We start from the raw sequence: 25,632 nt of genomic DNA, 5'->3' as shown, positions 1-25,632 counted from the left end.
CATGAGGTGCGGGTGCGAGCGAGCGGACAAAGCCTACGCTGGAAGGCATGACCAACCCGAACGATCCCTGGGGACAGCGGCCGGAGGATGCGCCGACCGAGCACCTGGGTCCGCCGGGCAAATCCGGGTACGGCGGCCCAGCGCACACCACGGAGTACTCCGAGGCATACGGCGCGGGCGCTCCGTCGGAGTATCCGCCGACGGAGCAATACGGGTCTTGGGGGCCGCCGCCGGGGGCGAACGCGACGCGCGAATTCCCGGCCTACGACTCCCAGTGGTCTGCTTATCCGGACAGCGGCGCTGATCGGTGGCAAGGCACTGCCGGGCCGCCCGGTGGCGCGATGCCCCCCGGCGGCGGACCGCCACCGCAGCCGCCGCGGCGCAACACCGGTCTCTGGATCGCCCTCGGCCTCGGCGTCATCGTGCTGATCGGTGCGATCGGGGTGGTCGCGGGTGTGCTGCTGGGCGGCAGCGACTCCGGTTCGGCCGACACCGCGGCGGCCTCGACCGCGCGCGTCACGACACGGCCCGCGCCCGTGCCCAGGTCCACGCAGCCGAGTCCGCCGAGCGGGTTGCCCAGCGTGCCCGGCCTCGGCGACGTCGACGGGCTCGGCGCGACCATGGGCACCATCACCGCCAACGACGGAGGCACCTTGACGGTGAGTTCGGTGATGGGCAATACCATCACGGTGCGCACCGACGCGAATACCCAGGTGATCGCCTTGTCCGGCACCAAAGTGTCGGATCTGGCCGCCGGTGAGCTGGTCCTGATCCAGGGCGACAAGGCGCCGGACGGATCGATCCAGGCGAAGGTCATCATCGGTACCTCGCTGCCCGGCGGCGGCCGATGAGCCGCCCGGTCCGTCGTCGGAGCGAAGTACCGCGCAATCGCCCGGTGAGCGGGATCGATGACCGCTCCCGTTTCGCTCGGCTCGGCGCGGGGGTAATGACGGACCATGTCCGTCCGGGACCATTAGGCTAGGCGTCGATGACGGCAATGTGGTTCGGGTTGGCGGCGATCGCGCTCGTGGGCGCGATCGTGCTGCTGTATTTCGATCGGCTCCAGCGGCAGCGGACCGGTCACGCGCGACAGGTCTGGGCGAAGTCGCAGGGCTATACCTACGTGTCCGTGGAACCCGCGCTGGCGTCGACCTGGCGGCGAGGCGCGCTGGCGAAGCTGGGCTATCTCTCCGCGGTCGACGTGGTCTCCGGCATCCGTAAGGGCGAGAAGTTCGTGCTGTTCGACCTGGAGGATTCCGCGACGCTGGTCGCGGTGCGCCGCCAGATCGGCTCGGACATCGACGTGGACATGCGGTTGAAGACCGCCAGCCCGCCCAAGGACCACGATCTGGAACTGCTCGGCGCCATCGGCGACCGCGTGGTGTTCGCGACCAATCCCGAAATCGCCAGGCACGCCGTCGATCAGCGCATGGTCGCCTTCATCGAGAATCTTCCCGACACCGTGCAGATGCTCTGGAGCGAGGGCAACTGGACGCTGGGCATGCTGCTGGTCGGCACCACCCCGAAGGACTGGGAAAGCGCGATCGACGCCGTGCTGCGCCTGTCCGGGCTGCTGCACGTGCTGCCGCCGGTCAGCGAGCCGCGTTTCGACGGCGAGCCGGGTCGTCCCCGCCCTCGGGAGCGGCAGCGGGGCGAGGACGTTCGAGATATCGAGGACGACGCCGACGACCGGCCGCACGCCGAGGACGACGAGCGGTCCGGCGAGGACGCCCACGCCGACGAGCCGGGCTCGGAACCGGCGCGCCGCCCCTCGCTCGCCGTCGTGCCGGACGCGCGCGCCCGCGGGCGTGCGGACGCCGAGGCGCGGCCGCGCGAGGAGCGCGACGAGGGTCGCGCCGATCGCGAGTCGCGGCAGCGGCCCGCCGACCCGCCAGGCGGGCCCTTCCATCCCGGATTCCGCCCCTACCAGGGACCCGTGCCGAAGTGATCGGCCGCGCGCCCACCGCAGTCGGAACCGCGCGACTGCGACCGATCGCGCCGTCATGACCGAGCATCCGCATCCGAGGCTGCCCGGCACCGCCCGCCCGGTGGCCTTGGTCACCGGCCCGACCTCGGGCATCGGCCGCGGCTACGCGACGCGGCTGGCCTCGCTCGGCTACGACCTGGTGCTGGCCGCCCGGACCGAGCAGCGTCTGGTGGCCCTCGCGACGGACCTGGAGCACCGCTTCGGTACCCGCTCGCAGATACTCGTCGCCGATCTGGCCCGCGCCGAGGACCGCGAGCAGGTCGCGGCGCGGCTGGCCGACGGAGTCGAATTCCTGGTCAACAACGCCGGTTTCGCGCACTCCGGCGAGTTCTGGACGGTGCCGCCCGAGCAGTTGCAGGCGCAACTGGACGTCAACGTCACCTCGGTGGTGCGGCTCACCAGGGCCGCGCTGCCGCCGATGATCGCGGCGGCGAACGGCTGCGTCGTCAACGTGGCCAGCGTGGCCGGCCTGATCCCCGGACGCGGGTCGACGTATTCGGCGTCCAAGGCCTACGTCGTATCCTTCACGGAAGGGTTGGCAGGGGGACTGGCCGGAACCGGAGTCCGGGTCCAAGCCTTGTGCCCGGGATTCGTCCGCACGGAATTCCACCGGCGAGCCGGCATCGAGATGCCCTCGCTGCCCGAAGCGTTGTGGCTGAGCGTCGACCAAGTAGTCGCCGGCTCACTGCGCGATCTGGAGAAGGGCCGGGTGCTCAGCGTGCCCGGAATGCAGTACAAAGCGCTCACCACCCTCGCCGGAGCGATCCCGCGAACCCTGGGGGCCCGGCTCAATCGCGGGCTGTTCAACGCACGCGGAAGGACTTGACATGATCGACGTGATTACCAACGACAGGGACCGGTTGGCCGCGCTGGTCCGCGAGCTCGCGGTCGTGCACGGCCGGGTGACTTTGTCCTCGGGCAAGGAGGCCGACTACTACGTCGACCTGCGCCGCGCGACGCTGCACCACGGCGCGGGCCCGCTGATCGGCAAGCTGCTGCGCGAACTCGTCGCGGACTGGGATTTCGACGCCGTCGGCGGTCTCACCATGGGCGCCGACCCGGTCGCGCTGGCCGTGATGCACGCTCCCGGCCGCCCGATCGACGCGTTCGTGGTGCGCAAGGCGGCGAAGTCGCACGGCATGCAGCGCCAGATCGAGGGCCCGGACATCGTGGGTAAGCGGGTGCTGGTGGTCGAGGACACCACCACGACCGGCAATTCACCGTTGACCGCGGTGCGGGCACTGCGCGCGGCGGGCGCTACCGTGGTCGGCGTCGCCACCGTCGTCGACCGGGAAACCGGCGCTGACCAGGTGATCGCCGCGGAAGGTCTGGAGTACCGGTCGATCCTCGGCTTGAAGGATCTCGCCCTGGGATAGCCTGGGCGATGGTCTAAGTCTTCGAAGGTGAAGGGTCGTGTGAGTCACCAGTGGTGAGCATTGCAGTCAACAGGAGTCGCGAAAACGTTGCGATGCTCGGAATCGGCGCTTACCGACCCAAGCGCCTGGTCAGCAACGCCGAGGTCTGCGAAGTCCTCGATTCCACCGACGAGTGGATCTACGAACGCACCGGCGTCCGCAACCGGCGCTGGATCAGCGGTGACGAGACGCTCCGGTCGATCGCGGCGGCGGCGGGCGAGCGCGCGATCGTCAACAGCGGCGTCGACCGGTCGAAGATCGGCGCCGTGATCCTGGCCACCTCCAGCTGGCTGACCCTCACCCCGCACGGCGCGCCGCAGGTGGCCTACGACATCGGCATGAACGGCGTCCCCGCGTTCGACCTGACCTCCGGCTGCGGCGGCTTCGGATACGGCCTCGGCGTGGCCGCGGACATGATCCGGTCCGGCTCCGCCGAATATGTGCTGCTCATCGGCGCCGAGACGATGACCGTCGGGCTCGACCCCACCGACCGCGGCACCGCGATGATCTTCGGTGACGGCGCGGGTGCGGTGGTGGTCGGTCCGAGCGACGAGAACGGCATCTCGCCCACCGTGTGGGGCAGCGACGGTGAGAACGCCGCCGCGATCATGCAGGACATCGACTTCCTGGAGTACATGCACCGGGCCCAGTCCATGCAGGGGCTCGACCCGGCCGTCGATCCGGTCGGCCGGATGTCGCTGCGGATGGAAGGCCCCCGGGTCTTCCGCTGGGCCGCGGTGACGCTGCCGCGCGCGCTGTCCACCGCGCTCGAGGTGTCGGGCGTGGCCAAGGAGGACATCGAGGTCTTCGTCCCGCACCAGGCCAACGCCCGGATCAACGAGCTGATGAAGAAGAATCTCGGACTGGCCGACGAGGTCCCGATGGCCAACGACATCGAGAACACCGGCAACACCTCGGCCGCGTCCATTCCGCTGGCGATCGAGGAGATGCTGGTCACCGGCAAGGCGAAGGGCGGCCAGACGGCTTTGCTGCTCGGCTTCGGCGCGGGCCTGAGCTACGCGGGCCAGGTCGTCACGCTGCCCCCCGCCCCGGCCGAGCCGAGTTTCTAGCATGCGCCCGTTCCGAGCCGGGTTCCTCGCCGCGGCGGCGGTCACCGTCTACGGCGCCGTCACCGGACGGGAGAAGGCGCAGTGGCTCGCCAAGCCGCTGTTGATGCCGCTGCTCGCGGCCGACGTGGCGACCGAAGGCAAGCAGCTGCCGTCCACCGAGCGCACCGTGCTGATCGGGTCGCTCGGCGCGGCCACTGTCGGCGACATCCTGCTCATCGATCCGGACGACGACCGCAGGCTCATCGCGGGCGCGTCGTCGTTCGCGGTGATGCAGGCGGGATACGCCACGCTGTGGTGGCGGATGGGCGGCAGGCCCGCCGCAGGGGTGGCGGTACCGCGGGTGATCGCGTGGCTGGGCGCGGCAGGATTGCTGCGCAGGAAGGCGCCGACGGTGGCCGCACCGCTGACGGCCTACGGCGTCACCTTGGGTGCCGCCGCCGTGCTGGCGTCCGACCCGGCGCTGGCGCCGAGCGCGAAAAATATTGCGGGACTGAATATTCCGAGTGTCGATCCGCGCAGCCGCCTCGGCCTCGGGGCGCTGCTGTTCACCGTGTCGGACGGGCTGATCGTGCTGCGGCGGTTGTTCGCGCGCGGTCGGCGGGCCCGCCGGGTGACCGAAGGCGTGATCCTGGCGACCTACGCGGCCGCGCAGTACCTGCTCGCCGATCCGAACGCGCACGTTCAGCCGCTGATCACAGCACCAGAATGATGCGGTCCCGGTTCGCCGGGTCGACGCGGATCGAAAGGATCTCGCCGACCGCGAGCCGGGGTTTGTCGGCCGGGGTGGCGTCGAAAACCACTGTGCCCCGGTAACTCTCGGATCCGGGGACGGTCAGTTCGAGATCGAGTTCGGTCAGTTCGGTGTGATGGTCGGTGCGTTGCAGCGGGTGCACGCCCTCGACCGTCGCCCACCCCTCCAAGCCGTGCCGCCACAACTGGCGATCCGCCTTGGACGGCCGCGCGGCCAGCATCATCCCGATGCCGAGGCACGAGCCGAACAACCCGACCAACGCCACGATCTGATACGGCACGGTCCCCGGCGGCGTCCGCTGCACCACCCACCCCAGCCACAGCGCCAGCAGGATCAGATACCCGGCGGTCACCCCGAGCACCGTGCGCAGAATCCGCTCGTGATCCATACCAGCCTCCACCCCGAGTGCCAGACCTCCAGGATAGGCCCGAACCACTCGGTGGTAGGGGCTATCGGGCCGCTCGGCTGCTGGTCAGCGCGTCAGGATCGACGGTGATAGTGGTTTCGGCCAGTTCCAGGTTCACCGCACCGGACGTCTTCGCGGACAACTCGTAGCCGCCGTCGATCAACGTATAGGCGGTCAGGCTGAGCGGCTCGAGGTCGACGAGCCAGTAGTGCCCGATACCGGCCGCGGCGTACTCGAAGAACTTGGTCCGTCGATCGGTCCGGCGCGTGCCATCGGCGAGTATCTCGACCACGAGCAGCAAGTCGCGGGCGTTCCAGCGCGGTAGGTTCGCGTCGATATCCGCGCTCGGGCCCACGAGAACGTCCGGCACACGCACGGTCGGTGGCCGACCGTCGTCGACCACCACTTCCGACTGCATGAGCACGCTGTAGCCGGAGGGAAGCTGTGGCTCGATCTGCATGGAGAGGCGCAAGGCCGCCCGCTGGTGCCGCGACGGCGGCCGCGGCGACGCGATGAGAACACCTTCTGCCAATTCGTAGAAGCGACTGTTGTCCTCGGGTAGCGCGTTCCACTCCGCGAGCGTCAGAAGGTGATCCGGCCACCCGATGGTCACAGCGCCCCTCCGTGTCGATCCACTGGGGAGTCTTGCACACGGCGTGCGGGGCGGGCGCGAATTCAGCCCCTGAGTCGTAATACCGCCAGCACACGGCGGTGGTGAGTGTCCGAGGGCGGCAGGTCGAGCTTGATGAAGATGTTGCCGATGTGCTTCTCCACCGCGCGTTCGGTCACGGTCAGGGTGGCGGCGATGGCGCTGTTGGACAGGCCTTGGGCCATCAGTTCGAGCACCTCGCGTTCGCGCGGGGTGAGGCGGGCCAGCGAATCCTGCTGACGCGAGGCGCCCATCAGTTGGCTCACCACCTCCGGGTCGAGCGCGGTGCCGCCGGTGGCCACGCGGTGCAGCGCGTCCACGAAGTCCCCGACATCGGCGACCCGGTCCTTGAGCAGGTAACCGACGCCGCTCGCGCCCCCGGCCAGCAACTCGGTGGCGTAGCGCGTCTCGACCCACTGGGAGAACACCAGCACGCCGGTCATCGGATACTTGCGGCGCAATTCGATGGCGGCGAGCAGTCCTTCGTCGGTGTAGCTCGGGGGCATCCGCACGTCCACCACGGCGACATCCGGGTTGTGCGTGCCGACCACGTCGGCGAGGGTGGTCGCGTCGCCGACCATGGCGACCACTTCGTGGCCGCGTTCGGCGAGCAGCCCGGCCAGCCCGTCGCGCAGGATGGCGCTGTCCTCGGCGATCACGATGCGCAGACCGTCGCTCATCGCGACCCCGCCAAGGGCAGCGCGATGGTCACCACGGTCGGTCCGCCGGCCGGGCTCCGCACGGTCAGCGTCCCGTCCACGGTGCGGGCCCGCGCCGCCAGCCCGGACAATCCGCTGCCCGCGCCGATCGCGCCGTCCACCGGCGCCACCACGCCGCCGATCCCGTTGTCGCGCACCGTCACCGCGATGGTCCGTCCGTCGCCCGGCAGGACGGAGACCCACGCGCTGGTGGCCCGCGCGTGCCGCACCACGTTGGTCAGCAGCTCGGCCACCGAGAAGTACGCGATCGCCTCGACGGCCGGGCTCGGTCGCTCCGGCAGGTGCACCCGCAGCTCCACCGGCACCGAGCAGCGCGCCGTCAGCGTCTCCAGCGCCGGTTCGAGCCCCAATTCCAGTGCGGGCGGATGGATTCCGCGCACCAGTTCGCGCAGTTCGGTCAGCGCCTCCTTCGAGCTCGCGCGCGCGTCGGCGATGAGGTCGCTGGGGTCACCGCCCGCGGCGAGCCGGTCCTCGGCCCGGCCCAGCGCCATCGCGATGGTGACCAGCCTGGCCTGGGTGCCGTCGTGCAGATCGCGTTCCAGTCTGCGCAAGGTCGCCGCGGAGTCCTCGACCGCGGTCCGCCTGCTCTCCCGCAGTTCGGTCACCCGGCGGTCGCGATCGGTCGCACCGAGCAGGGCGATGGTGAGCAGCCCGTGCACCCAGCAGACGGCGCGCAGCAGCCAGGGCAACGCCAGGCAGCCGAGCAGACCCAGCAGCGCGAATCCGAGCACCTTCGGCCAGCTGTCGAGGTAGAAATCGCCGAACTGGACCATCGATGTGTGCTCGACGCCGTCCGCGTCGACGTTGGTCGGGTGGACCAGCGCCCACGGGATCGGGGAGAGTGCGGTGAACATGGTCATCGCCACCGCGACGAGCACGAAGTACCCCACCGCGACCCCGAGCACCGCCTGGGCGAGCAGGAACACCACCGCACGCCAGCTCGCCCGATCGGTGAACGCGCTCTTGAGGTAGCCGATCAGCCCGGGCGCGGGCACGAACGGCGGAGGCGGTGCGACGGCGACGCCGAGCAGGTCCTTGGCCAGCGCGCGGTAGATCCGGCCCCACACCCGTCCGCCGAGCAGCACCAGGGCCAGTAGCGGCAGGCCGATGACGGTGATCGCGATATACAGCCCGCCGCCGAAGCCGAAGAACAGATAGGTGACGGCCAGACAGCCGATCACGAAAACGGTCAGGACGTAGACGAGTTCCTTCCAGAACCGGGCGCGCACCGGCGCGAGCAGCACCGTGCGCAGCAGGTGTTCCTCCGATTCGGGTGCGTCAGGCGGCAAATCGAGCACCAGGGCCGGTTCGGCGTGTGTCTTCGTCATGGGATCCATGGTGGTCGCGCTCGATTCGAGGTTCGATGGAGCTGTCCGCCGAAAATGTGGTGTAGTCCGCCACACCCACTACGATCCTGCTGATGAGCTACCCGCCGCAGCAGCCGCCGTACGGCTATCCAGCCTATGGGGCCTACGGACCGCCGGACCACCCGCAATCCACCACGATCCTGATCCTGGGCATCCTGAGCCTCGTGCTGTGCCAGTTCATCGGACCCTTCGCCTGGGTGATGGGCAAGCGGGCGCTCAACGAGATCGACGCGTCCGGCGGAACCATCGGCGGCCGGGGCAACGTCAACGCGGGCTACATCTGCGGCATCATCGCCACCGCCCTGATGGTCCTGAGTCTGGTGTTCCTGCTGTTGTTCCTGGTGCTCGGGCTGGTCGGTGCGTTCGCGGGGAGTTCGTCCAGCTACTGAGCCACCCGTCGCGGGCACGGCGGCCGGAATTAGCATCGTCGGCGTGAGTCACCCAGTGCCGGACGCGGCGGAGCAGGACCTACCCGGGCCGACGGAGTGGGGCGAGCACCCGAACGGCGTCGGTCCGTGGGCCGGCGAGCACGCCGGGCCGCCGCCGGACGATCCGCGCCTGGACCCGGAACTGCTGGCCCAGGGCGACCGCCGCAATGTGGTGGACGCCTACCGGTACTGGAGCCGCGAGGCCATCGTCGCCGACATCGACCGGCGCAGGCACCCGTTCCACGTCGCGATCGAGAACTTCGGGCACGACGCGAACATCGGCACCGTGGTGCGCACGGCGAACGCTTTCGCCGCCGCGGCCGTGCACATCGTCGGGCGCAGGCGGTGGAATCGCCGCGGCGCCATGGTGACCGATCGTTACCAGCACATCCGGCACCATGCCGACATCGGCGAACTGCTGGCATTCAGCGAGCGCGCCGGGCTCACCGTGGTCGCCGTCGACAACGTGCCGGGCTCGATCCCGCTGGAGACGGTCACCCTGCCGCGCGCCTGCCTGCTGCTGTTCGGCCAGGAGGGGCCGGGCGTCACCGAGCACGCCAAGCAGGCCGCCGTGATGACGGTGTCGATCGCGCAGTTCGGCTCCACCCGCAGCATCAACGCGGGCGTGGCCGCGGGGATCGCCATGCACGCCTGGATCCGGCAACACGCCGATCTCACGCAGGCGTGGTGATCACCGGACCAGCTCTCCGCCCTGTGAGCTGGAGATCTTCCGGCCCGGTGGCGCACCGGCACGATTGCACATCGCTTTCGTAACAAATCGGGCGCATAAATCCGTTCTGGCCTGGCACCATTGACTCATGACCTCGCGGAGCGACGACATCGAGGTGCCGAGCGTGGAGCACGCCGAAAACGGCTCCGCGGCACCGCGTCCGCCGACCGGCCGGGCGCAGGCGGGCCGGGACGCCGTCGCGCGCCCGACGCTGTGGTCGGAACGGGCCGACATGGCCGAATCGGCGGTCGTCTCGCGGCACCTCCGCGCGCTGTGGGCGTTGCCGGGGACCGAACTCGGCGTGGTCGGCTGGCCCGCCACCAGGCGCGAGCGGGTCTTCGGCGCATGGCACTACTGGTGGCAGGCGCATCTCATCGAGTGCGCGACCGACGCCGCGAACCGGGCGCCGACGCCGGTGCGGCGCAGGCGGATCGCGGCGCTGGCGCGCTCGCACCGCATCCGCAACATCACCGGCTGGACCAATCGCTACTACGACGACATGGCGTGGCTGGCCATCGCGCTGGAACGCGCGGAGCGCACCCAGGGCGCCGATGTGCGCAGCGCGCTGGCCGCGCTGGAGAAGCAACTGCACGACGGCTGGCAGCCGCAGGTCGGCGGCGGCTTGCCGTGGCGCGTCGGCTCGGACTATTTCAACGCCCCCGCGAACGGTCCCGCCGCGATCGCGCTGCTACGCCTCGGGCGCGTCCAGCGCGCCGAGGAGATGGCCGACTGGTTGGACGCGACGCTGCGCGATCCGGAGACCGGGCTGATCCTGGACGGCATCCACCTGCCCTCCGGTGAGATCGAGCGTCCGGTGTTCACCTACTGCCAGGGTGTGGCGCTCGGCTTGGAGGCCGAGCTGGCCGTGCAGACCGGCGATCCGAAGCACACCGAGCGCGTGCACCGGCTGCTCGCGGCGATCGAGGAGCACATGACCACCGACGGCGTCGTCGCCGGCGGCGGTGGCGGCGATGGAGGACTGTTCAACGGCATCCTGGCCCGGTATCTGGCGCTGGTCGCGGTGATGCTGCCCGGCGAGGACCCCGAACAGGTCGCCGACCGCCGCGCGGCCGCCGCGATCGTCACCGCGTCCGCCACGGCGGCGTGGGGGAACCGGCTGCAGGTCGAGGGCGAGCCGCTGTTCGGGCACGACTGGAGCAAGCCGGCGCAGCTGCCCGGCGGCAGCGCGGGAGCCGGTTACTTCACTTCCGGCGGCTCGGTGACCTCGTCGAAGGTGCCGGGACGCGACCTGTCGGTGCAGTTGTCCGGCTGGCTGCTCATGGAGGCGGCCTACCAGGTCAGCGCCGCGGGGTTGTGAGGATCAGCCCTCCGGCTCGAGCACCGCGCCGGGAGTCGTCTCCAGCGCGAAGTCCTCGGCGGGCTGGGACATTTCCTGCCGGTAGTGCCGCACACCGAGCGCCGTCCCGACGATCAGGCCCACCACGAGCGTGCCGATCACGATCGGCATCAGCCATTCCACGCGCTGCAGGAAGTTGCCCGCGTAGTACCCGATGAGCAACAGCACCGGCGCCCACACGATCGCGCCGATGGTGCTGGCGACGGTGAACTTGCGATGCTCCATGCCCGCGGCGCCCGCGACCGTGGGGCACAGGGTGCGCACCCACGGGATCCACCGGGCGATCAGCACCGCGACGAATCCGTGCCGGTGCAGCAGCTCGGCGACGCGCTGCAAATTGCGGACGTTGATGTATCTACCGTTCTTCCGGGCGACCAGGTGCCGCCCGGTCCGGCGTCCGATGACGTAGCCTGCCTGGTTGCCCGCGATGGCCGCGACCATCGCGCCCAGCGACAGCGCCCACACGTGCGCCTCGCCGGAGGCGTGCGACGCCATCACGATGCCCGCGGTGATGAGCATCGAGTCGCCGGGCAGGAACAGCCCGAGGATCACCGCGCACTCGAGGAAGACGAAGGTCAGCACCACCGTCCAGACGAGCGCCGGGCCCGCCGACAGCAGCGGATCGAAACTGCCCACGGCTAGGGGCGAGGATTCCGTCGTCACCGGCTTCAGCGGGTGGGCTCGCTGGTCGAGGCGGTCAGCTCGCCCTCGACCGCATCGTCCTCTGGCGCTTTCCGGTTCAGCAGCTTCTTCGCCACCGCGGTGATGCCGGGCAGGATCGACACGAAGACGATGAGCAGGAAGATCGCCTCGACGTGGTCCCGGATGAACGCGACGTTGCCCAGGAAGTAGCCGAGCACCGTGACGCCGCCGCCCCACAGGAGGGCGCCGACGATGTCGAACGCGACGAACTTGCGGTAGTCCATCCTCGAGACACCGGCCAGTACCGGCATGAAGGTGCGCACGATCGGCACGAATCGGGCCAGGACGATCGTCTTCGGCCCGTGCTTCTCGAAGAATTCGTGGGTCTGCGTGACGTAATGCTTCTTGAAGAACCGGGTGTCCTCTTTGTGGAACAGCGCGGGCCCGATCGCCCGTCCGATCCAATAGGCACACTGGTCGCCGGCGAACGCGACGAGGACGGTAGCGGGCACCAGCACCCAGATCGACACCGGCGGATTCGGCTGCGCGGCGAGCAGTCCGCCGGTGAACAGCAGCGAGTCGCCGGGCAGGATCGGGAACAACAGGCCGGTCTCGATGAAGACGATGACCAGGATGGCCGGCAGCACCGCGTTCTTCAGCCACGTCTCCGTGAGCAGGTGCATCGGATCGAGCAACTCGGTCAGCGCGAGGTTGCTCGTCACCGATTCTGTCGCTGCCTGCAGAATCACGTGGCCTCCTGTCCCGATACGGCTGGCCTGCATCGCTTGCCACCGCGTCGGAAGCTGCCAGCGCAAATTACCGGCCCCACAGTACCGGCTCCACCGGAGAATGCTCGTGCTGTGCGCAAAATTACCGGTGGGTCAACTCCGCGCACTCCCTCCCTGCATACCAGGCGAAACACCGCTGCCTTAGGGTGAAGGCTGACAAAATAGGTCTTTGCCGCACAACACGGAGGTCTTACTGTGCCCATCGCGACTCCGGAGGTCTACGCCGAGATGCTCGGTCGGGCCAAAGCCAATTCCTTCGCCTTCCCGGCCATCAACTGCACGTCGTCGGAGACGATCAACGCGGCCATCAAGGGCTTCGCGGACGCGGGCAGCGACGGCATCATCCAGTTCTCGACCGGCGGCGCGGAGTTCGGCTCCGGCCAGGGCGTGAAGGACATGGTCACCGGCGCGGTGGCGCTGGCCGAGTTCGCGCACGTGGTCGCGGCCAAGTACGACGTGACCATCGCGCTGCACACCGATCACTGCCCGAAGGACAAGCTGGACACCTTCGTGCGGCCGCTGCTGGCGATCTCCCAGGAGCGGGTCAACGCCGGCCAGAACCCGCTGTTCCAGTCGCACATGTGGGACGGCTCCGCGATTCCGATCGACGAGAACCTCGAGATCGCCAAGGAACTGCTGAAGGCCACGCACGCCGCGAACATCATTCTCGAGGTCGAGATCGGTGTCGTCGGTGGTGAGGAGGACGGTGTCGAGGCCGAGATCAACGAGAAGCTCTACACCTCGCCGGAGGACTTCGAGAAGACCATCGACGCGCTCGGCGCGGGCGAGAACGGCAAGTACCTGCTCGCGGCGACCTTCGGCAACGTGCACGGCGTGTACAAGCCGGGCAACGTCGTGCTCAAGCCCGAGGTGCTCGCCGAGGGCCAGCGCGTCGCGGCGGCCAAGCTCGGTCTCGGCGCCGACGCGCAGCCGTTCGACTTCGTCTTCCACGGCGGTTCCGGCTCGCTGAAGTCCGAGATCGAGGACTCGCTGCGCTTCGGCGTGGTGAAGATGAACGTCGACACCGACACCCAGTACGCGTTCACGCGGCCGGTCGCCGGGCACATGTTCGCCAACTACGACGGCGTGCTGAAGATCGACGGCGAAGTCGGCAACAAGAAGACCTACGACCCGCGCAGCTACCTGAAGAAGGCGGAGGCGTCGATGGCGGCGCGCGTGGTCGAGGCGTGCAACGACCTGCACTCCGCCGGACGCTCGATCAGCGCCTGACCCTGATACACCCGTCAGGGGCCGAGTGCACATGAGTCTGGATGTGCGCGTGCTCGGGCCCGTGCGACTGCTCGTCGGTGGTGAACCGGTGGCGGTCGGCGGGCCCAAGCCGCGAGCTCTGCTCGCCGCGCTCACGGTGAATCGGCGGCGTGCGGTGTCCTCGGCCGCGCTCGCCGATCTGGTGTGGAACGAGGATCCACCCGACTCCTATGCCGCCAGCCTGCAGGTTTTCGTCTCGAATATTCGTAAGGCGCTGCGGAATTCCGGAGTGGACCCGGCGACGGTGCTGCGCACCGAATCGTCGGGCTATCGGTTGGAGATCGACGAGACCGCCTGCGATCTGGGTCGTTTCGAGGCAGCGCGGGAGGCGGGCGCCCGCGCGGCCGCGGCGGGCGATCACGCCGGGGCGGCGCAGCTGTTCGGCTCCGCGCTGCGCGAATGGAGCGGCCGAGCGCTGGCCGACCTGGCCGGTCTGCAGTTCGCCGACGGCTTCGCCACCGCGATGGACGAGGAGCGGCTGTTGGCCGCCTCGGCTCGGATCGACGCCGAGATCGCCTGTGGTCGGGCGTCTTCGGTGATCGGCGAGCTGGTCGCGATGACCAACGAGCACCCGCTGCGCGAACCGCTGTGGGGTCAGCTGATCACCGCCTTGTACCTGTCCGGACGTCAGGCGGACGCGCTGGAGGCGTGCCGGAAGGTGCGCGGGGTGCTCGCCGACGAACTCGGCATCGACCCGGGACCGGCACTGATCGACTTGGAGCAGCGCGTGCTGCGGCAGGAGCCGCTGAGCACGGTCGAACTCCGGCAGGTCGAACGGCTGGCCGCGGCGATGACCGAGACGGTCACCGAGGTGCCGCGCGCGGTGCGCAGCGGACAACTGCGGATGCCGGACGGTCGCGTGGTGGCGATCGCCCAGGGCGGCCTGCGCATCGGCCGGATGACCGACAACGACTTGGTCCTGGAGGACCCGCGGGCCAGCCGCTACCACGCGCACATCATGCCGAGCCGCGCCGGTCTGCTGATCAAGGATCTGCATTCGGCCAACGGCGTCTACGTCAACGACGAGGCGATCGACAGCGGCGCGCTGCTGGCCGACGGCGATCAGATCCGGATCGGCGGGACGATCCTGGTCTTCCAGGCGCTGCGCTAGTCGCAGGCGATTCCGTTGCCGTCGCGGTCCAGCTGCGCGTTGAAGCCGGGCTGCCCGCGGTACAGCGGCCCGGCGCCCTCCGCCCGCACCTGATCGCAATCGGTGTAGATCCTGGGCGATCGTTCGGTGGGTTCCTCGGGTCGCTCGGCGTCGCCCTTCGGGCCGGATCGATTGTGCGGGATCGGATGGTCTTCGTGCGGTCCGGCGATCGCGACGGCCGGAGCGGGCAGGGCGGACGCCGCCTGCGGTAGGAGCGCGCTCGCTCCGGCCGCCAGCAACGCCGCCCCGATCGCGGGCGCGGCGCGGAGAACTGACTTGGTCACGCCTTCCATCCTGCTCCGGGATCCGCCGGTGCGCCGGTGCGATTCACTCGCAGGCGACGCCGTCATTGTCCCGGTCCAGATGCGGGGCGTAACCCGGCTGCCCGCGCAACAGCGTTTGGCGTGTCGGTCTGACGGTCTCCGAAAGTCGAACGCGGTAGGGTCGTTCCGCTGGTTCGTGTCCGCAAGGTTCGTGTCCGCGATGGATTCCGAGGGGTTTGCTATGGCGATGCGAATGTCGGCCGCCGTCGGTGCGTTGGTGATCGGCGCGGGAATGCTCGTCTACGCCGACGGGCACGCCGCGGCCGCGCCTGAAACCGCCGCGACTGTCCCGGGAGTGGGGCCGTGCGCGACCGACCCGGTGGCGACCCACGAGCCGCTGGTGCCGAAAACGCTGGAGGTGCCGATTCCCTATCCGGTGGTCACCGTGCTCCCGGCGAACGCGCCCGAACCCACCCCGACGCGCACGCGGATGGAGCTACCGCCGGACCCCTGCGTCAACCCCTGCCCGGATCTCACCGATCTGCCCGGCGCGCCACCGAGTCTCGCCACTCAGCTCGGAATCCCGGAAATCCTGCTGAATCCCAAGCCGTTCCACTTCGCGATACCCGGCCCCGGCCCGGACCCCGGCCAGGTGCCGCCGCCGCCCGCACCGGTGCGGCCACCGGTCGAACCCGCGGCGCAGTCACCGGCCCGGCCCGCGCCGCGGCTGGGCCCCGCCCGCGAGGTGGCGAAGCTGACCGGCGCGAACTCGGTGAACCGCACCGACAAACGGTGGCAGGTGGACGGCACCGACCTCGGCATCATGTGGGAGAGCGCACCGGGCGAGATCGCGACCGCGTTCGGTGACACCGTGGGGCGCGGCTTCCATCCGCCCGGTGGCATGGGGCTGGATTGGCGAAGCAACGTGCTGGCCTTCAGCACCGATCGCGATCTCGCCGACGGCGTGACCTTCGACCGGATGGTCACCGACGACCGTTGCCACGCCGCCGAGGTGCTCTCCAGCCGCAAGCTGGACAACGTCGAGGTCACCACCATTCCCACCTCGGGTTTCGCGCTCGGCGAGCGGCAGTATCTGAGCTACATGTCCATTCGGACCTGGAACAGCCTGCCCGGCACGTTCTTCACCAACTACGGCGGCATCGCCTACTCCGACGACCACGGCCAGACCTGGACGAAAGATCCGCACGCGCGCTGGGACAACATCTTCGGTCTGGCGAATTTCCAAGTCAGCGCGATGGTTCCGCACGGCGGCTACGTCTACATGTTCGGTACGCCCAACACCCGGCTCGGCGCGGTCGGTCTGGCCCGCGTGCCGGAGGACCAGCTGCTCAACACCACCGCCTACCAGTACTGGCGCGACGGCGTGTGGACTCCCGTCGGAGGATTCGGCTCCGCCACACCGATCGTGGACGGTCCCGCCGGTGAACTGTCCGTCCGCTACGACGTCGCCCGTGGCGTCTGGCAGATGAGCTATCTGGACACGACGAAGGCCGCCATCGTCGTCCGGGAATCGGACACACCGCAGGGGGTGTGGTCGGAGAGCACGCCGACGGTGTCGGCGTTGAGCTATCCGGAGCTGTACGGCGGGTTCATCCACCCGTGGTCGTCCGGGACGGACTTCTACTTCACCCTCTCGACCTGGAGCGACTACAACGTCTACCTGATGCACTCGGTGATCGGGGAGTGACCCGCGGACGCTAGCGCAGCCGGACCTCGGCCACCGCGCGGCCGAACAACTTCCGCCCTTCGGAGGTGCCGCCGAGCAGGATGGTCGCGGTGCGCGCGCTCGGGTTCAGCGACTTGACCCGCCCGGAGAATTCGACCGTGCTCGCCGTGTCGGCGGCGACCGGGACGAAGCCGGAGAACCGCACGCTGAACTTCTGGATGGCGGTCGGATCGCCCAGCCACGCGGTGAGGTAGCCACCGGCCAAGCCCATGGTCAGCATGCCGTGCGCGACCACCGTGGGCAGCCCGGCCAGCTGCGCGGCGTGGTCGCTGAAGTGGATCGGGTTGGCGTCCCCGGACACGCCCGCGTAGTTCGCCAAGTCGCCACGGGTCAGCCGGAAGGCGCCGTCGGGAAGCCGATCGCCGGGAGTGAGGTCGTCGAACGCGGGCGCGGTGTGCACGGTCGCCATCTCATGGGCGTCCGGCTCGACCAGCGGGCTGACGCCGAGTGGCACCAGCGCCTCGTGGTGCGCCAGGTCGGCGGCCGACGCGGGTTCCAGCGGGCGCCCGTGCATCATGATGTTGTCCACCACGTCGCTCAGGGAGGCGTCGGCCTCGGCGCCGCGGCGCGCGACGATCGTGGTCGACCCGACGATGGCGACCTCGCCGTGCTGGTTGCTCAGCGAGAAGCGCACCACGATGAAGTCGTTGTCCCCGAACTGGCGGATCGACTCGATGACGATCTCGCTGCGTATCCGGTCACCGGCCAGGATCGGCCGGTAGATCTCGAAGACCTGATCGGTTTGCAGGAATTGGGACAGGTCGTACTGGATGAGCACCGAGTCCAGCAGCGCCCTGGTCGCGGTCATCCCGATCACCGAGGCGAAGGTCGGCGGCGCGATGATCCCGGGATACCCGAGCGCGCGTGCGTCGGCCTCGCGCTGGTGTGCCGCGTGGTGGTTCTGGACCGCGCGGGCGAACTCCCGCACTTTCTCCCTGCCGACTTCGTAATGGTCCCGCACCCGGAATCGCTGTCCGGCCTGCGTCGCCGGAACGACATCGATATCCGGCCGCGCCATCGTCTGCTCCCTGCTCATGATCCGGGCCATGCTACTGCCGATCCGGACCATTGACCAGGTATGTGTGACGGGCGCGACCGGCATCGATGTTCATCGGCTATCGCGCGGCTGGGAGGTTACTGGGTGCTGCCGGGCGGGTCGCAGACCTTCCATCCGTCGTCGGTGCGCTGCAGGTCGAAGGTGCGTGCGGACCGCTTCGCCGGATCGGCGTCGGTGTAGACCGTGGCCTGCGCGATGGCGGTGTCCTCGGTGATGCGGATGGCGTCGATGCTGTCCACCACCGGGATGGTCTTGCGCTCCACCGACTGCTTGTGCACACCGGCGAACTGGTCGCTCGGGATGCCCTGGTAGAAGTCGTGCAGCGGACCGCACGTGGTGGACCGCAGGGCGTCCAGGTCGCCGGCCTTCAGCGCGTCGGTGTAGCTGGTGATGGCGCTGCGCACCTGCGCTTCGGGGGAGTCGTCGCCGGACATCGTGACGAGCGCCACGACCACCGCGACCAGTGCGAGCACCAGCGCGCCCGCCGCGCCCAGCACGAGCAGCCGTCGATCGGGTCGAGCCGGGCCGGTGGCGGACGCCCCGACGCCCGGTTGCGGGGCCGGAGGGATCCGCTGCGGCGGGGCGACGGGCCGGGTCTGCGGCGCGCGCGGACCTGCCATCGACTGCGCGGGCACGGTCTGCTGGACGTCCGCGGGCGACGGCGCGGTCGCCACCTGGCGCGGCCTGCCTTGGGGACGCGGCGGTGACGGGCGGGTCTCCTCGACTCCCGGTCCGTGTTGCGGCGGCGCGGAGGGGCCGTGCGGGCCGGGCTGCTTCGGACCGGTCGCCGGACGGGGCGTGCTCGGCGGCTTGGTGATCGGAACCTGCCCCGCCGCGGGCGGGACCACACGATCGGTCCCCGGCCTGCCGCCGTCGGCGGGGCGCTGGACGGGGAGCGCGATGGTCTTGGCGTCGTCCCGGCTGACGATCGGCATCGCCATCGTCACGTCTTCCGAACCGGGCGGATTCTGCTGATCGCCGGATTCGCCGGTCTTCTCCGGCGCGGGAGCCGCCGGTCCGGCCGGGGGCTGAGGCTTGCGGATCACGACGGTCGCGGATTCACCGACCGGCGGGACAGCCGCGTTCCGCGACTCCGAGCCGGTGGGCTCCCCGGGTGCGGTGGCGTCACCTGACGCGCCCGGCGCCGCCTTCTTCGCGGCCGCCGGGCCCGCTTTGGTGCCGGACTCCGGCGCCGCCTTGCCCTGCCCGGGCGGAGTCGATTGCGGCGTAGCGTCTTTCGGAGCGGACCCGCTGGCAGGGGCCCCGCCCGGCGCGGATCCGCGCCCCGCACCGGACGGCATCTGATCCCGTTTGATCACCACGGTGCGCGCTTCGCCCGGCTGGTTCGGTGCGGAACCGGGCTTCGATGCGCCGGTCTCCGGCTGCGTCGGCGCGGATTTGCGGCCGATCTCGGCGGTCTCCGCGTCGGCGTTCGGGGCCCGGTTCGGTTCGGACGCGCCCGCGCCGGAACGCGACGCTTCGCCTGTCTTACCCGCCGGAGGGTTCGCCCGGCCGGGACCTGCCGGTCCGGAAGGCCCCGTGCCCTTGGCGCCGGGCGCGCTCGTCGCGGCTGAACCGGCGGGCGGCGGCGTGGTGTTGCTGCCTTCGGATCGCGCGGCTTGGCGCTGGGCGGAAGCGGGAGCGTGCGGACTACCGGTGCCACCGGGCGCCGAGCTGGGTGCGTCGCCCGCGGGCTTCGGCGCAGAACTCGGCGACGGAGCCTTCGCGCCGGGGCCGGAGGAGGGCGTGCCCCTGACGTTCGTGCTATCGGGCGCGACCGAACCAGCGGCGGTCCCGGCGGCCGGATGGTTGGCGGCAGGAGGCCCGCCTGCGGGGCTCCTGCGGTTGTCCGGGGTCGCGGGGTTCGCGCCGGGCTGCGTGGAGGTCGCGCTCTTCGCGGTGCCTGCCGGAGGGTTCGCGGGAGCAGGCCGGGGCGCGGGGCTCGTGCGGTTGTCCGAGGTTGCCGGGTTCGCGCCGGGCCGCGGCGAGGGTTGCGTGGAGTTCGTGCTCTTCGCGGTGCCTGCCGGAGGGTTCGCGGGGGCAGGCCCGCCTGCGGGGCTTGTGCGGTTGTCCGGGGTCGCGGGCTTCCCGCCGGACTGTGGCGCGGGCTGCGCGGAGCCGGCGCTCTTGGCGGTGCCTGTTGCCGGTGCGGAGGCGGGTGAGTTCGTCGTGCTCCCGGGGCCGTTCGCCGGTTTCGCACCCGCCGTATTCGCCGGTGCGCCGGTGTCTTCGGACGAGGCCGGACCGTTGCCCGAGTTGGCGGGCGCTGGTTTCGCACCTTCGGCTCGCGGAGCGGCGGGGGCCGGACCGCGTGTGCCCGCCTCCGCCCTCGGGCTCGCCGCCGACGCGTCCGCACCCGAGGCGGAATCGCCGGTACCCGAGGGCGCGGCATTCGGCCGCTGCGCTTTGGCGATGCGTTCGGTGGGCGCGGCAGACGCCGCCGGGCCGTCCTTGCCGGGGGCCGGGATGCGTTCCGTGGCAGCGCCGGGGCGTGCGTCGGCCCGGGCGGCGTCGGCCGGTTCGGCGCTGTCGGGCGCCGGATTCTTCTCGTCGTTCGGGTCGGACACGCACACCCCTCGTCAAAGCGGAACTGTTTGAACTCGACGGCCAGCCTAATGGTCGCCGCCCGGCGAAGTCCGGCATCAGTCCACGTCCATCGGAATGGACGCCGAGCCGCTCGTGCGACGGACGGCGGAGGGACGGAGCACGAGCGAAGCCGCCTGTCGGGCAAACCGTCGTGCGGTGCAGAATGAACCGCATGACCTCGTTCGGTGACCTGCTCGGCCCGCAGCCGGTACTGCTGCCCGAAATCTCCGACGCCGAGGACGCGCTCCTCGGCAACGTCGATCCGGTGCGGGTCGCGGCGGAGCACCCCGCCGCCTCGATCGCCTGGGCGTACCTCGCCGAGGCGGCGCTGACCCGCGGCGAAGCCCAGGACGAGGCGATCAACCACGACGTCCTCGCCGCGTACGCGTTCGCGCGCACCGGCTACCACCGCGGCCTCGACCTGCTGCGTCGCAACGGCTGGAAGGGCTTCGGTCCCGTGCCGTGGAGCCACGAGCCCAATCGCGGCTTCCTGCGCAGCGTCGGCGCGCTGGCCCGCGCCGCCAAGGCGATCGGCGAGACCGACGAGTACGCCCGCTGCCTCGACCTGCTGGAAGACTGCGACCCCCGGGCGGCCGCGGAGCTCGGCCTCGACTGAGTCGTAGTGATCGGTGCACCGCGTAGCGATTCGATGAGCGACGGCGTCCGGGTGAGGGGTGCGTTCGACCCGATGTCCCGGATCAGCGTGACCCGCGCGAACAGCATGGCGAGGTTGCGCACCTCGTGGGCGCGGCTGCGCCGCTCAGCGCTGCCGATCATCCAGTGTTCGGTCGGCGCCGCGCTGGCCTGGTTCCTCGCGCATCACGTCATCGGTCACGCGCTGCCGTTCTTCGCGCCGACGGCCGCCGTCGTGTCGATGGGCATCTCCTTCGGCGCGCGGCTGCGTCGCTCGGTGGAACTGGTGGTCGGGGTCGCGGTGGGCATCGGCATCGGCGATCTGTTCATCTCCCGCGCGGGCACCGGCGTGTGGCAGATCGCGCTGGTGGTCGCGGTCGCCATGGCCGCGGCGGTGTTCCTGGACGGCGGTTCGGTCATCACCGTGCAGGCGGCCGGTTCCGCCGTGCTGGTCGCGACGTTGCTGCCGCCCTCGGCGGGCGGCGGGCTCTCCCGCATGATCGACGCCTTGGTGGGTGGCCTGGTCGGCGTGGTCGTGGTCGCCGCGATTCCGCTCCATCCGGTGCGCAGGGCGCGGTCGCTGGCCGCGGACATTCTCGGCGTGATGGGGAAGTCGATCACCGAGTGCGCCGACGGACTGCTCGAGCAGGATCCGGAGAAGCTGCACCACGCGCTCACCGCGATGCGCGCCACGCAGCCGCAGATCGACTCCTTGCGCGCCACGCTGGAGGGTGGCCGCGAGATCAGCCGGATCTCGCCGCTGTACTGGAACTCCCGTCCCCGCCTCGAACGCATCAGGGCGACGGCCGACCCACTGGACAACGCCATCCGCAACACCCGAGTCCTGTTGCGGCGCTCGCTGACTCTGGTGCGCGACGACGAGATCCTCGATCCCGGTTTGATCGACGAGGTGGAGCGGCTGGGCCAAGCCGTGGACGTGGTGCGCCGGATGATGCTGGCCGACCCGGGCGAGCAGCCCGACCAGGCCGAGGCGGCGCGCGTACTGCGCTCGGTCGCCAAGGGCGCGCGCCCGGAACTGGTAGCCGGCGCGGGGCTTTCGGCGCACGTCGTCTTCGCGCAGGTGCGTTCGACGCTGGTAGACCTGATGCAGGTGTGTGGGGTGCAACGTATCTCGGCGATTGCCCTGCTGCCGCCGACGGTCAAGAACCCCTACGTGCAGCCCCAGGTCTGAACCCGAACTACTCAGCGGTAATCGGACATTCGTGCCGGGCACGTGGTCCGCGCCCGGCGCGGTGCGCGGAAAGTTCGATCTTCGGGTAGTCCGCTACTCGCGTTCCGCGCGGTCTCCCGCCATAGCTTTGCCATGTGACCGCGAGTCGCGGGGTATCGCGGTCGACCGCTTCGCACGTGGACGAAAAGGACCCTCGGCCAAGGGGTGTGATGGCCGAGGGGGAGGGCGGATCGGAAGCGGGCGAAGAAGCGGGGCCGTCCGGCGAACCCGGCCGGGCGGCCCCGCGCCATCCATGTCATCGGCCGCAGCCGCGGGTCAGGTCCAGAATCGAGTCAGATAGCCGCCGTAGCGCGACCAGCTCGACGGCACGCCGGACAGTTCGAACAGCGCGTACACCGCGTCGAAGAACACTTCGTTGATGGCGGGAGTGAACAGCAGCGCGAACAGGATCAGCATGCCGAACGGCTTGAACTGATCCAGCGAGCGTCTGGTCTGGTAGCTCAGGGACGGCTCGACGATGCCGTAGCCGTCCAGTCCCGGCAGCGGGATCAGGTTCAGCAGCGCCGCGGTGATCTGCAGGAAGGCAAGGAAACTCACGCCGAACCAGAAGGCGGGATGAGCGCTGGAGCTGCCCAGGACACGAACGGTCACCAGAAGCAGCACCGCGCACAGCGCGTTCACGGCGGGCCCGGCGCCGCTGATGATCCGCTGCGTACGTGGCGCGACATTGTGCGTGTGCACGTAGACCGCCCCGCCCGGTAGGCCGATGCCGCCGAGCGCGATGAACACCATCGGCAACACGATCGACAGCAGGGGGTGGCTGTACTTCAGCGGGTTGAGCGTCAGGTAACCGCGCAACTCGACCTCGCGATCGCCCGCGCGCCACGCCGTGTAGGCGTGCGCGAACTCGTGCAGGCACAGCGACACCACCCAGCCCGCCACCACGAAGACGAACACCCCGGCCTTGGCCCTGGCCGAGTCCAGCGGTGCGTCCCAGGCCAGCGCGCCGCCCACCGCGGTCAGGGCGATCACGAGCAGGAACACCGGGCTCGGCCGCACCGCGCGCGACCTGCGATGGATCGGAACGCTCATCGCACGAGCAGCCACGGTTCGTGATGGCGGTAGAAGCTCGAGCGCGGCACCGGCCGATCGGCCTGGACGCCGTCCCGGGTGACGATCGCGCCGGGTGTGCCGAGCTGCGCCGCTCGTCCCTCCAGCCAGCGCCGCTTGCGGAAGCCTTTGCGCACGCTCGCCCGCACGCCGGGCGGTTCCAGGCACGGCGAGACGAGCATGGCCGTCACCTGCCCGGAGAACAGCAGGGTGTCGTCGACGTACGCCTCGCCATCCAGCTTCTCGCCGCCGACGCCGGTGATCACCGCGCGCCCCGCGAGCACCTTGCCGGTGTCGTCGCGCACCAGCGGCGTCTCCACGGCGCGGCCCTCGATCGCGCGCTTGGCGGCGGCGTTGCCGGTGCCGGTCTGGTAGGCGCGCGACGCGTAGGTCCGCTCGACCGGCACGTAGCCGATCTCCACGTGCAGGCGTTCGGTGCGCATCAGATGGGTGAGCACCGCGGCCAGCGCCACGTCCACACCCAGCACGATCAGCCGGGGCAGGCTGTCGGCGGCCAGCACGGGAAGCAACTCGTCGATCACGGCGGGATCGGGGACGGCGGCCGTCTGGGTGGTCGGCAGTGCCGCTAGCGCGATGGGTACGGGTGCGCCGTCGCAGCGGAGAACATGGGTACTCAAGCTGCCGTACACCCTCCTCGGTTCGAGCCGACACCGTCGGGCCCCTCGCCATCGCGGCCGAACCCCGCTGCGGCTCGTCCGTGCACACCGGGCTGCCGCTCGGCGTGCCGTGCAACCATAGCCCTGCCCGGCCGCGACCACATGGTTGTCGAGCCTACGACGAGATCCGCCGCGATGCCGCTCCGGACGGGTCGGCTAGACTGTGCTTCCGGCCACCGCCTCAGTACGGCAGGTAGCTGCAACACACCAGTGTTGCCTGTCGAACCGTAGGAGACACGACCATGCCGGCAATCGTCCTGATCGGCGCCCAGTGGGGCGACGAGGGGAAGGGCAAAGCAACCGATCTGCTCGGCGGTCGGGTGAACTGGGTGGTCCGTTACCAAGGTGGCAACAACGCGGGTCACACCGTCGTGTTGCCCAACGGTGACAATTTCGCGTTGCACCTGATCCCCTCCGGCATCCTGACCCCCGGCGTGACGAACGTCATCGGCAACGGCGTCGTCGTGGATCCCGGCGTGCTGCTCGCCGAGCTGGCGGGGCTGGAGGAGCGCGGCGTCGACACCACCGGCCTGTTGCTCTCCGCCGACGCGCACCTGATCATGCCGTACCACGTGGCCATCGATAAGGTCACCGAGCGCTTCCTCGGCAACAAGAAGATCGGCACCACGGGCCGGGGCATCGGGCCGTGCTACCAGGACAAGGTCGCCCGCGTCGGCGTGCGCGTCGCGGACGTGCTGGACGAGAAGATCCTCACCCAGAAGGTCGAGGCGGCGCTGGAGTTCAAGAACCAGGTGCTGGTCAAGATCTACAACCGCCGCGCGCTGGACCCGCAGCAGGTGGTCGACGAGGTCCTCACCCAGGCCGACAGCTTCAAGCACCGGATCGCCGACACCCGGCTGAAGCTGAACCTGGCGCTTGAGCGCGGTGAGACGGTGCTGCTGGAGGGCTCGCAGGGCACGCTGCTGGACGTCGACCACGGCACCTATCCGTACGTCACGTCGTCGAACCCGACCTCGGGCGGCGCGGCGGTGGGCGCGGGCATCGGTCCGAACCGGATCAACACGGTGCTCGGCATCCTGAAGTGCTACACCACCCGGGTCGGCTCCGGCCCGTTCCCGACCGAGCTGTTCGACGAGTTCGGCGCCTACCTGGCCAAGACCGGCGGCGAGGTCGGCGTCACCACCGGGCGCGCCCGCCGCTGCGGCTGGTTCGACGCCGTGATCGCCCGCTACGCGACCCGGGTCAACGGCATCACCGACTACTTCCTCACCAAACTGGACGTTCTATCCAGTCTGGAGACGGTGCCGATCTGCGTCGCCTACGAGGTCGACGGCGAGCGGGTCGAGCAGATGCCGACCACACAAACCGAATTCCATCACGCGAAGCCCATTTTCGAGCAAATGCCCGGTTGGTGGGAAGACATCTCCGGCGCGCGCACCTTCGAGGAACTGCCCGCCAACGCGCAGGCGTACGTGTTGCGTTTGGAGGAGCTCTCCGGCGCCCGTATTTCCTGCATCGGCGTGGGTCCGGGGCGTGATCAGACCATCGTCCGGCACGACGTACTCGGCTAGAACCTGTTCGTATTCCGCGTGTGCCAGCGAAAATTCGGCAATATCACCGAAAATTCGGCACATCTATCGTGCTCGCTCGGCTTCGATCATGATCGGTGAAGAACTAC

The 25,632-nt window shown here is 70.0% G+C and carries 28 protein-coding genes; 16 read left to right on the top strand and 12 right to left on the bottom strand.

The genetic code is table 11. The features are described 5' to 3' along the window. The first annotated feature begins 47 nt into the window (after positions 1-47). The 6 genes from ABZ552_RS00700 to ABZ552_RS00675 all read left to right on the top strand — a co-directional run bounded on the left by ABZ552_RS00700 (position 48) and on the right by ABZ552_RS00675 (position 5,181). Complete coding sequence (locus tag ABZ552_RS00700; RefSeq protein WP_281876137.1) at positions 48-851, top strand: DUF5666 domain-containing protein; 804 nt, start codon at positions 48-50, stop codon at positions 849-851. A 137-nt stretch (positions 852-988) separates the two neighbouring features. Next, positions 989-1,948 (top strand): hypothetical protein, encoded by a 960-nt coding sequence (locus ABZ552_RS00695; RefSeq protein ID WP_281916366.1) that lies wholly within the window; start codon positions 989-991, stop codon positions 1,946-1,948. 55 nt (positions 1,949-2,003) lie between these two features. Continuing rightward, positions 2,004-2,813, top strand: coding sequence for an SDR family oxidoreductase (locus tag ABZ552_RS00690; protein ID WP_281876135.1), 810 nt, complete (start codon positions 2,004-2,006; stop codon positions 2,811-2,813). A 1-nt stretch (position 2,814) separates the two neighbouring features. Then, complete coding sequence (pyrE, locus tag ABZ552_RS00685) at positions 2,815-3,363, top strand: orotate phosphoribosyltransferase (protein WP_040870748.1); 549 nt, start codon at positions 2,815-2,817, stop codon at positions 3,361-3,363. Between the two features lie 50 nt (positions 3,364-3,413). Then, positions 3,414-4,472, top strand: coding sequence for a beta-ketoacyl-ACP synthase 3 (locus tag ABZ552_RS00680; protein ID WP_281876134.1), 1,059 nt, complete (start codon positions 3,414-3,416; stop codon positions 4,470-4,472). Between the two features lies 1 nt (position 4,473). Continuing rightward, positions 4,474-5,181 carry a lysoplasmalogenase gene (locus ABZ552_RS00675; RefSeq protein WP_281876133.1) on the top strand — a complete coding sequence of 236 codons (708 nt, stop codon included), beginning with the start codon at positions 4,474-4,476 and terminating at the stop codon, positions 5,179-5,181. On the opposite strand, the gene ABZ552_RS00670 is transcribed toward ABZ552_RS00675, so the two are convergent. The 4 genes from ABZ552_RS00670 to ABZ552_RS00655 form a co-directional block, all read right to left on the bottom strand. Then, a complete protein-coding gene (locus ABZ552_RS00670; RefSeq protein WP_281876132.1) occupies positions 5,165-5,611 on the bottom strand; it encodes a hypothetical protein in 447 nt (148 codons plus the stop codon). The two genes, ABZ552_RS00675 and ABZ552_RS00670, sit on opposite strands and share 17 nt — an antisense overlap. A gap of 61 nt (positions 5,612-5,672) precedes the next feature. Continuing rightward, entirely contained in the window at positions 5,673-6,242 is a 570-nt protein-coding gene (locus tag ABZ552_RS00665) for a Uma2 family endonuclease (protein ID WP_281876131.1), read from the bottom strand. A 62-nt stretch (positions 6,243-6,304) separates the two neighbouring features. Next, on the bottom strand, positions 6,305-6,958 hold the full coding sequence (locus tag ABZ552_RS00660) for a response regulator transcription factor (protein WP_281876130.1): 654 nt from the start codon (positions 6,956-6,958) through the stop codon (positions 6,305-6,307). Then, complete coding sequence (locus ABZ552_RS00655; protein WP_357435069.1) at positions 6,955-8,325, bottom strand: sensor domain-containing protein; 1,371 nt, start codon at positions 8,323-8,325, stop codon at positions 6,955-6,957. Before ABZ552_RS00655 ends, ABZ552_RS00660 begins: the two co-directional genes overlap by 4 nt. Before the next feature lie 92 nt (positions 8,326-8,417). On the opposite strand from ABZ552_RS00655, the gene ABZ552_RS00650 reads away from it, so the two are divergent. The 3 genes from ABZ552_RS00650 to ABZ552_RS00640 all read left to right on the top strand — a co-directional run bounded on the left by ABZ552_RS00650 (position 8,418) and on the right by ABZ552_RS00640 (position 10,840). Beyond that, positions 8,418-8,753: a DUF4190 domain-containing protein gene (locus ABZ552_RS00650; RefSeq protein WP_159849448.1), complete on the top strand. Its 336-nt coding sequence runs from the start codon at positions 8,418-8,420 to the stop codon at positions 8,751-8,753. 43 nt (positions 8,754-8,796) lie between these two features. Continuing rightward, on the top strand, positions 8,797-9,483 hold the full coding sequence (locus ABZ552_RS00645; RefSeq protein ID WP_281916370.1) for a TrmH family RNA methyltransferase: 687 nt from the start codon (positions 8,797-8,799) through the stop codon (positions 9,481-9,483). 271 nt (positions 9,484-9,754) lie between these two features. Further along, positions 9,755-10,840 carry a glycoside hydrolase family 76 protein gene (locus ABZ552_RS00640; RefSeq protein ID WP_281881190.1) on the top strand — a complete coding sequence of 362 codons (1,086 nt, stop codon included), beginning with the start codon at positions 9,755-9,757 and terminating at the stop codon, positions 10,838-10,840. A gap of 3 nt (positions 10,841-10,843) precedes the next feature. On the opposite strand, the gene ABZ552_RS00635 is transcribed toward ABZ552_RS00640, so the two are convergent. After that, a complete protein-coding gene (locus ABZ552_RS00635) occupies positions 10,844-11,542 on the bottom strand; it encodes a DedA family protein (protein WP_281876125.1) in 699 nt (232 codons plus the stop codon). A 5-nt stretch (positions 11,543-11,547) separates the two neighbouring features. After that, positions 11,548-12,204, bottom strand: a complete 657-nt coding sequence (locus ABZ552_RS00630; RefSeq protein ID WP_281881189.1) for a VTT domain-containing protein — start codon at positions 12,202-12,204, stop codon at positions 11,548-11,550. 300 nt (positions 12,205-12,504) lie between these two features. On the opposite strand from ABZ552_RS00630, the gene fbaA reads away from it, so the two are divergent. Next, a complete protein-coding gene (gene fbaA, locus ABZ552_RS00625) occupies positions 12,505-13,539 on the top strand; it encodes a class II fructose-bisphosphate aldolase (protein WP_281876123.1) in 1,035 nt (344 codons plus the stop codon). A 31-nt stretch (positions 13,540-13,570) separates the two neighbouring features. Next, positions 13,571-14,689: a BTAD domain-containing putative transcriptional regulator gene (locus ABZ552_RS00620; RefSeq protein WP_357435066.1), complete on the top strand. Its 1,119-nt coding sequence runs from the start codon at positions 13,571-13,573 to the stop codon at positions 14,687-14,689. On the opposite strand, the gene ABZ552_RS00615 is transcribed toward ABZ552_RS00620, so the two are convergent. Together ABZ552_RS00615 and ABZ552_RS00610 are read right to left on the bottom strand one after the other, a co-directional pair. Continuing rightward, positions 14,686-15,012 carry an excalibur calcium-binding domain-containing protein gene (locus ABZ552_RS00615; RefSeq protein WP_357435064.1) on the bottom strand — a complete coding sequence of 109 codons (327 nt, stop codon included), beginning with the start codon at positions 15,010-15,012 and terminating at the stop codon, positions 14,686-14,688. The two genes, ABZ552_RS00620 and ABZ552_RS00615, sit on opposite strands and share 4 nt — an antisense overlap. A 43-nt stretch (positions 15,013-15,055) precedes the next feature. Continuing rightward, positions 15,056-15,307, bottom strand: coding sequence for an excalibur calcium-binding domain-containing protein (locus ABZ552_RS00610; RefSeq protein ID WP_350356355.1), 252 nt, complete (start codon positions 15,305-15,307; stop codon positions 15,056-15,058). Here ABZ552_RS00610 and ABZ552_RS00605 point away from each other — a divergent pair. Continuing rightward, entirely contained in the window at positions 15,233-16,699 is a 1,467-nt protein-coding gene (locus ABZ552_RS00605) for a DUF4185 domain-containing protein (RefSeq protein WP_281876120.1), read from the top strand. The genes ABZ552_RS00610 and ABZ552_RS00605 overlap by 75 nt on opposite strands. Before the next feature lie 10 nt (positions 16,700-16,709). Here the strand turns inward: ABZ552_RS00605 and ABZ552_RS00600 are convergent, their stop codons facing one another. After that, a complete protein-coding gene (locus tag ABZ552_RS00600; protein WP_357435062.1) occupies positions 16,710-17,774 on the bottom strand; it encodes a fused (3R)-hydroxyacyl-ACP dehydratase subunits HadA/HadB in 1,065 nt (354 codons plus the stop codon). A gap of 98 nt (positions 17,775-17,872) precedes the next feature. Further along, the gene (locus tag ABZ552_RS00595; RefSeq protein WP_281876118.1) at positions 17,873-19,117 is read right to left on the bottom strand and encodes a hypothetical protein; all 1,245 of its coding nucleotides are present in this window, start codon (positions 19,115-19,117) and stop codon (positions 17,873-17,875) included. A gap of 1 nt (position 19,118) precedes the next feature. Between ABZ552_RS00595 and ABZ552_RS00590 the strand changes: the two genes are divergently transcribed. The 3 genes from ABZ552_RS00590 (at position 19,119) to ABZ552_RS00580 (ending at position 22,206) form a co-directional block, all read left to right on the top strand. Further along, on the top strand, positions 19,119-20,393 hold the full coding sequence (locus ABZ552_RS00590) for a hypothetical protein (protein WP_357435059.1): 1,275 nt from the start codon (positions 19,119-19,121) through the stop codon (positions 20,391-20,393). A gap of 160 nt (positions 20,394-20,553) precedes the next feature. Next, positions 20,554-20,997, top strand: coding sequence for a DUF3151 domain-containing protein (locus ABZ552_RS00585; protein WP_281876115.1), 444 nt, complete (start codon positions 20,554-20,556; stop codon positions 20,995-20,997). Positions 20,998-21,069: 72 nt separating this feature from the next. Then, a complete protein-coding gene (locus ABZ552_RS00580; protein ID WP_281876114.1) occupies positions 21,070-22,206 on the top strand; it encodes an FUSC family protein in 1,137 nt (378 codons plus the stop codon). Positions 22,207-22,521: 315 nt separating this feature from the next. On the opposite strand, the gene ABZ552_RS00575 is transcribed toward ABZ552_RS00580, so the two are convergent. Together ABZ552_RS00575 and ABZ552_RS00570 are read right to left on the bottom strand one after the other, a co-directional pair. Beyond that, on the bottom strand, positions 22,522-23,298 hold the full coding sequence (locus tag ABZ552_RS00575) for a site-2 protease family protein (protein ID WP_281876113.1): 777 nt from the start codon (positions 23,296-23,298) through the stop codon (positions 22,522-22,524). Continuing rightward, positions 23,295-23,954: a hypothetical protein gene (locus tag ABZ552_RS00570; RefSeq protein ID WP_281876112.1), complete on the bottom strand. Its 660-nt coding sequence runs from the start codon at positions 23,952-23,954 to the stop codon at positions 23,295-23,297. The genes ABZ552_RS00575 and ABZ552_RS00570 overlap by 4 nt, the downstream gene beginning before the upstream one ends. Before the next feature lie 281 nt (positions 23,955-24,235). Between ABZ552_RS00570 and ABZ552_RS00565 the strand changes: the two genes are divergently transcribed. Next, positions 24,236-25,525, top strand: coding sequence for an adenylosuccinate synthase (locus ABZ552_RS00565; protein WP_159849425.1), 1,290 nt, complete (start codon positions 24,236-24,238; stop codon positions 25,523-25,525). Positions 25,526-25,632 lie beyond the last annotated feature (107 nt).

Origin of the sequence: Nocardia sp. NPDC019219 (genome assembly GCF_040632645.1) — a bacterium.
GTDB classification, from domain to species: domain Bacteria; phylum Actinomycetota; class Actinomycetes; order Mycobacteriales; family Mycobacteriaceae; genus Nocardia; species Nocardia sputorum.
The sequence above is the reverse complement of the archived record's forward strand: the minus strand, read 5'-3'. Positions and strand labels throughout refer to the sequence as shown.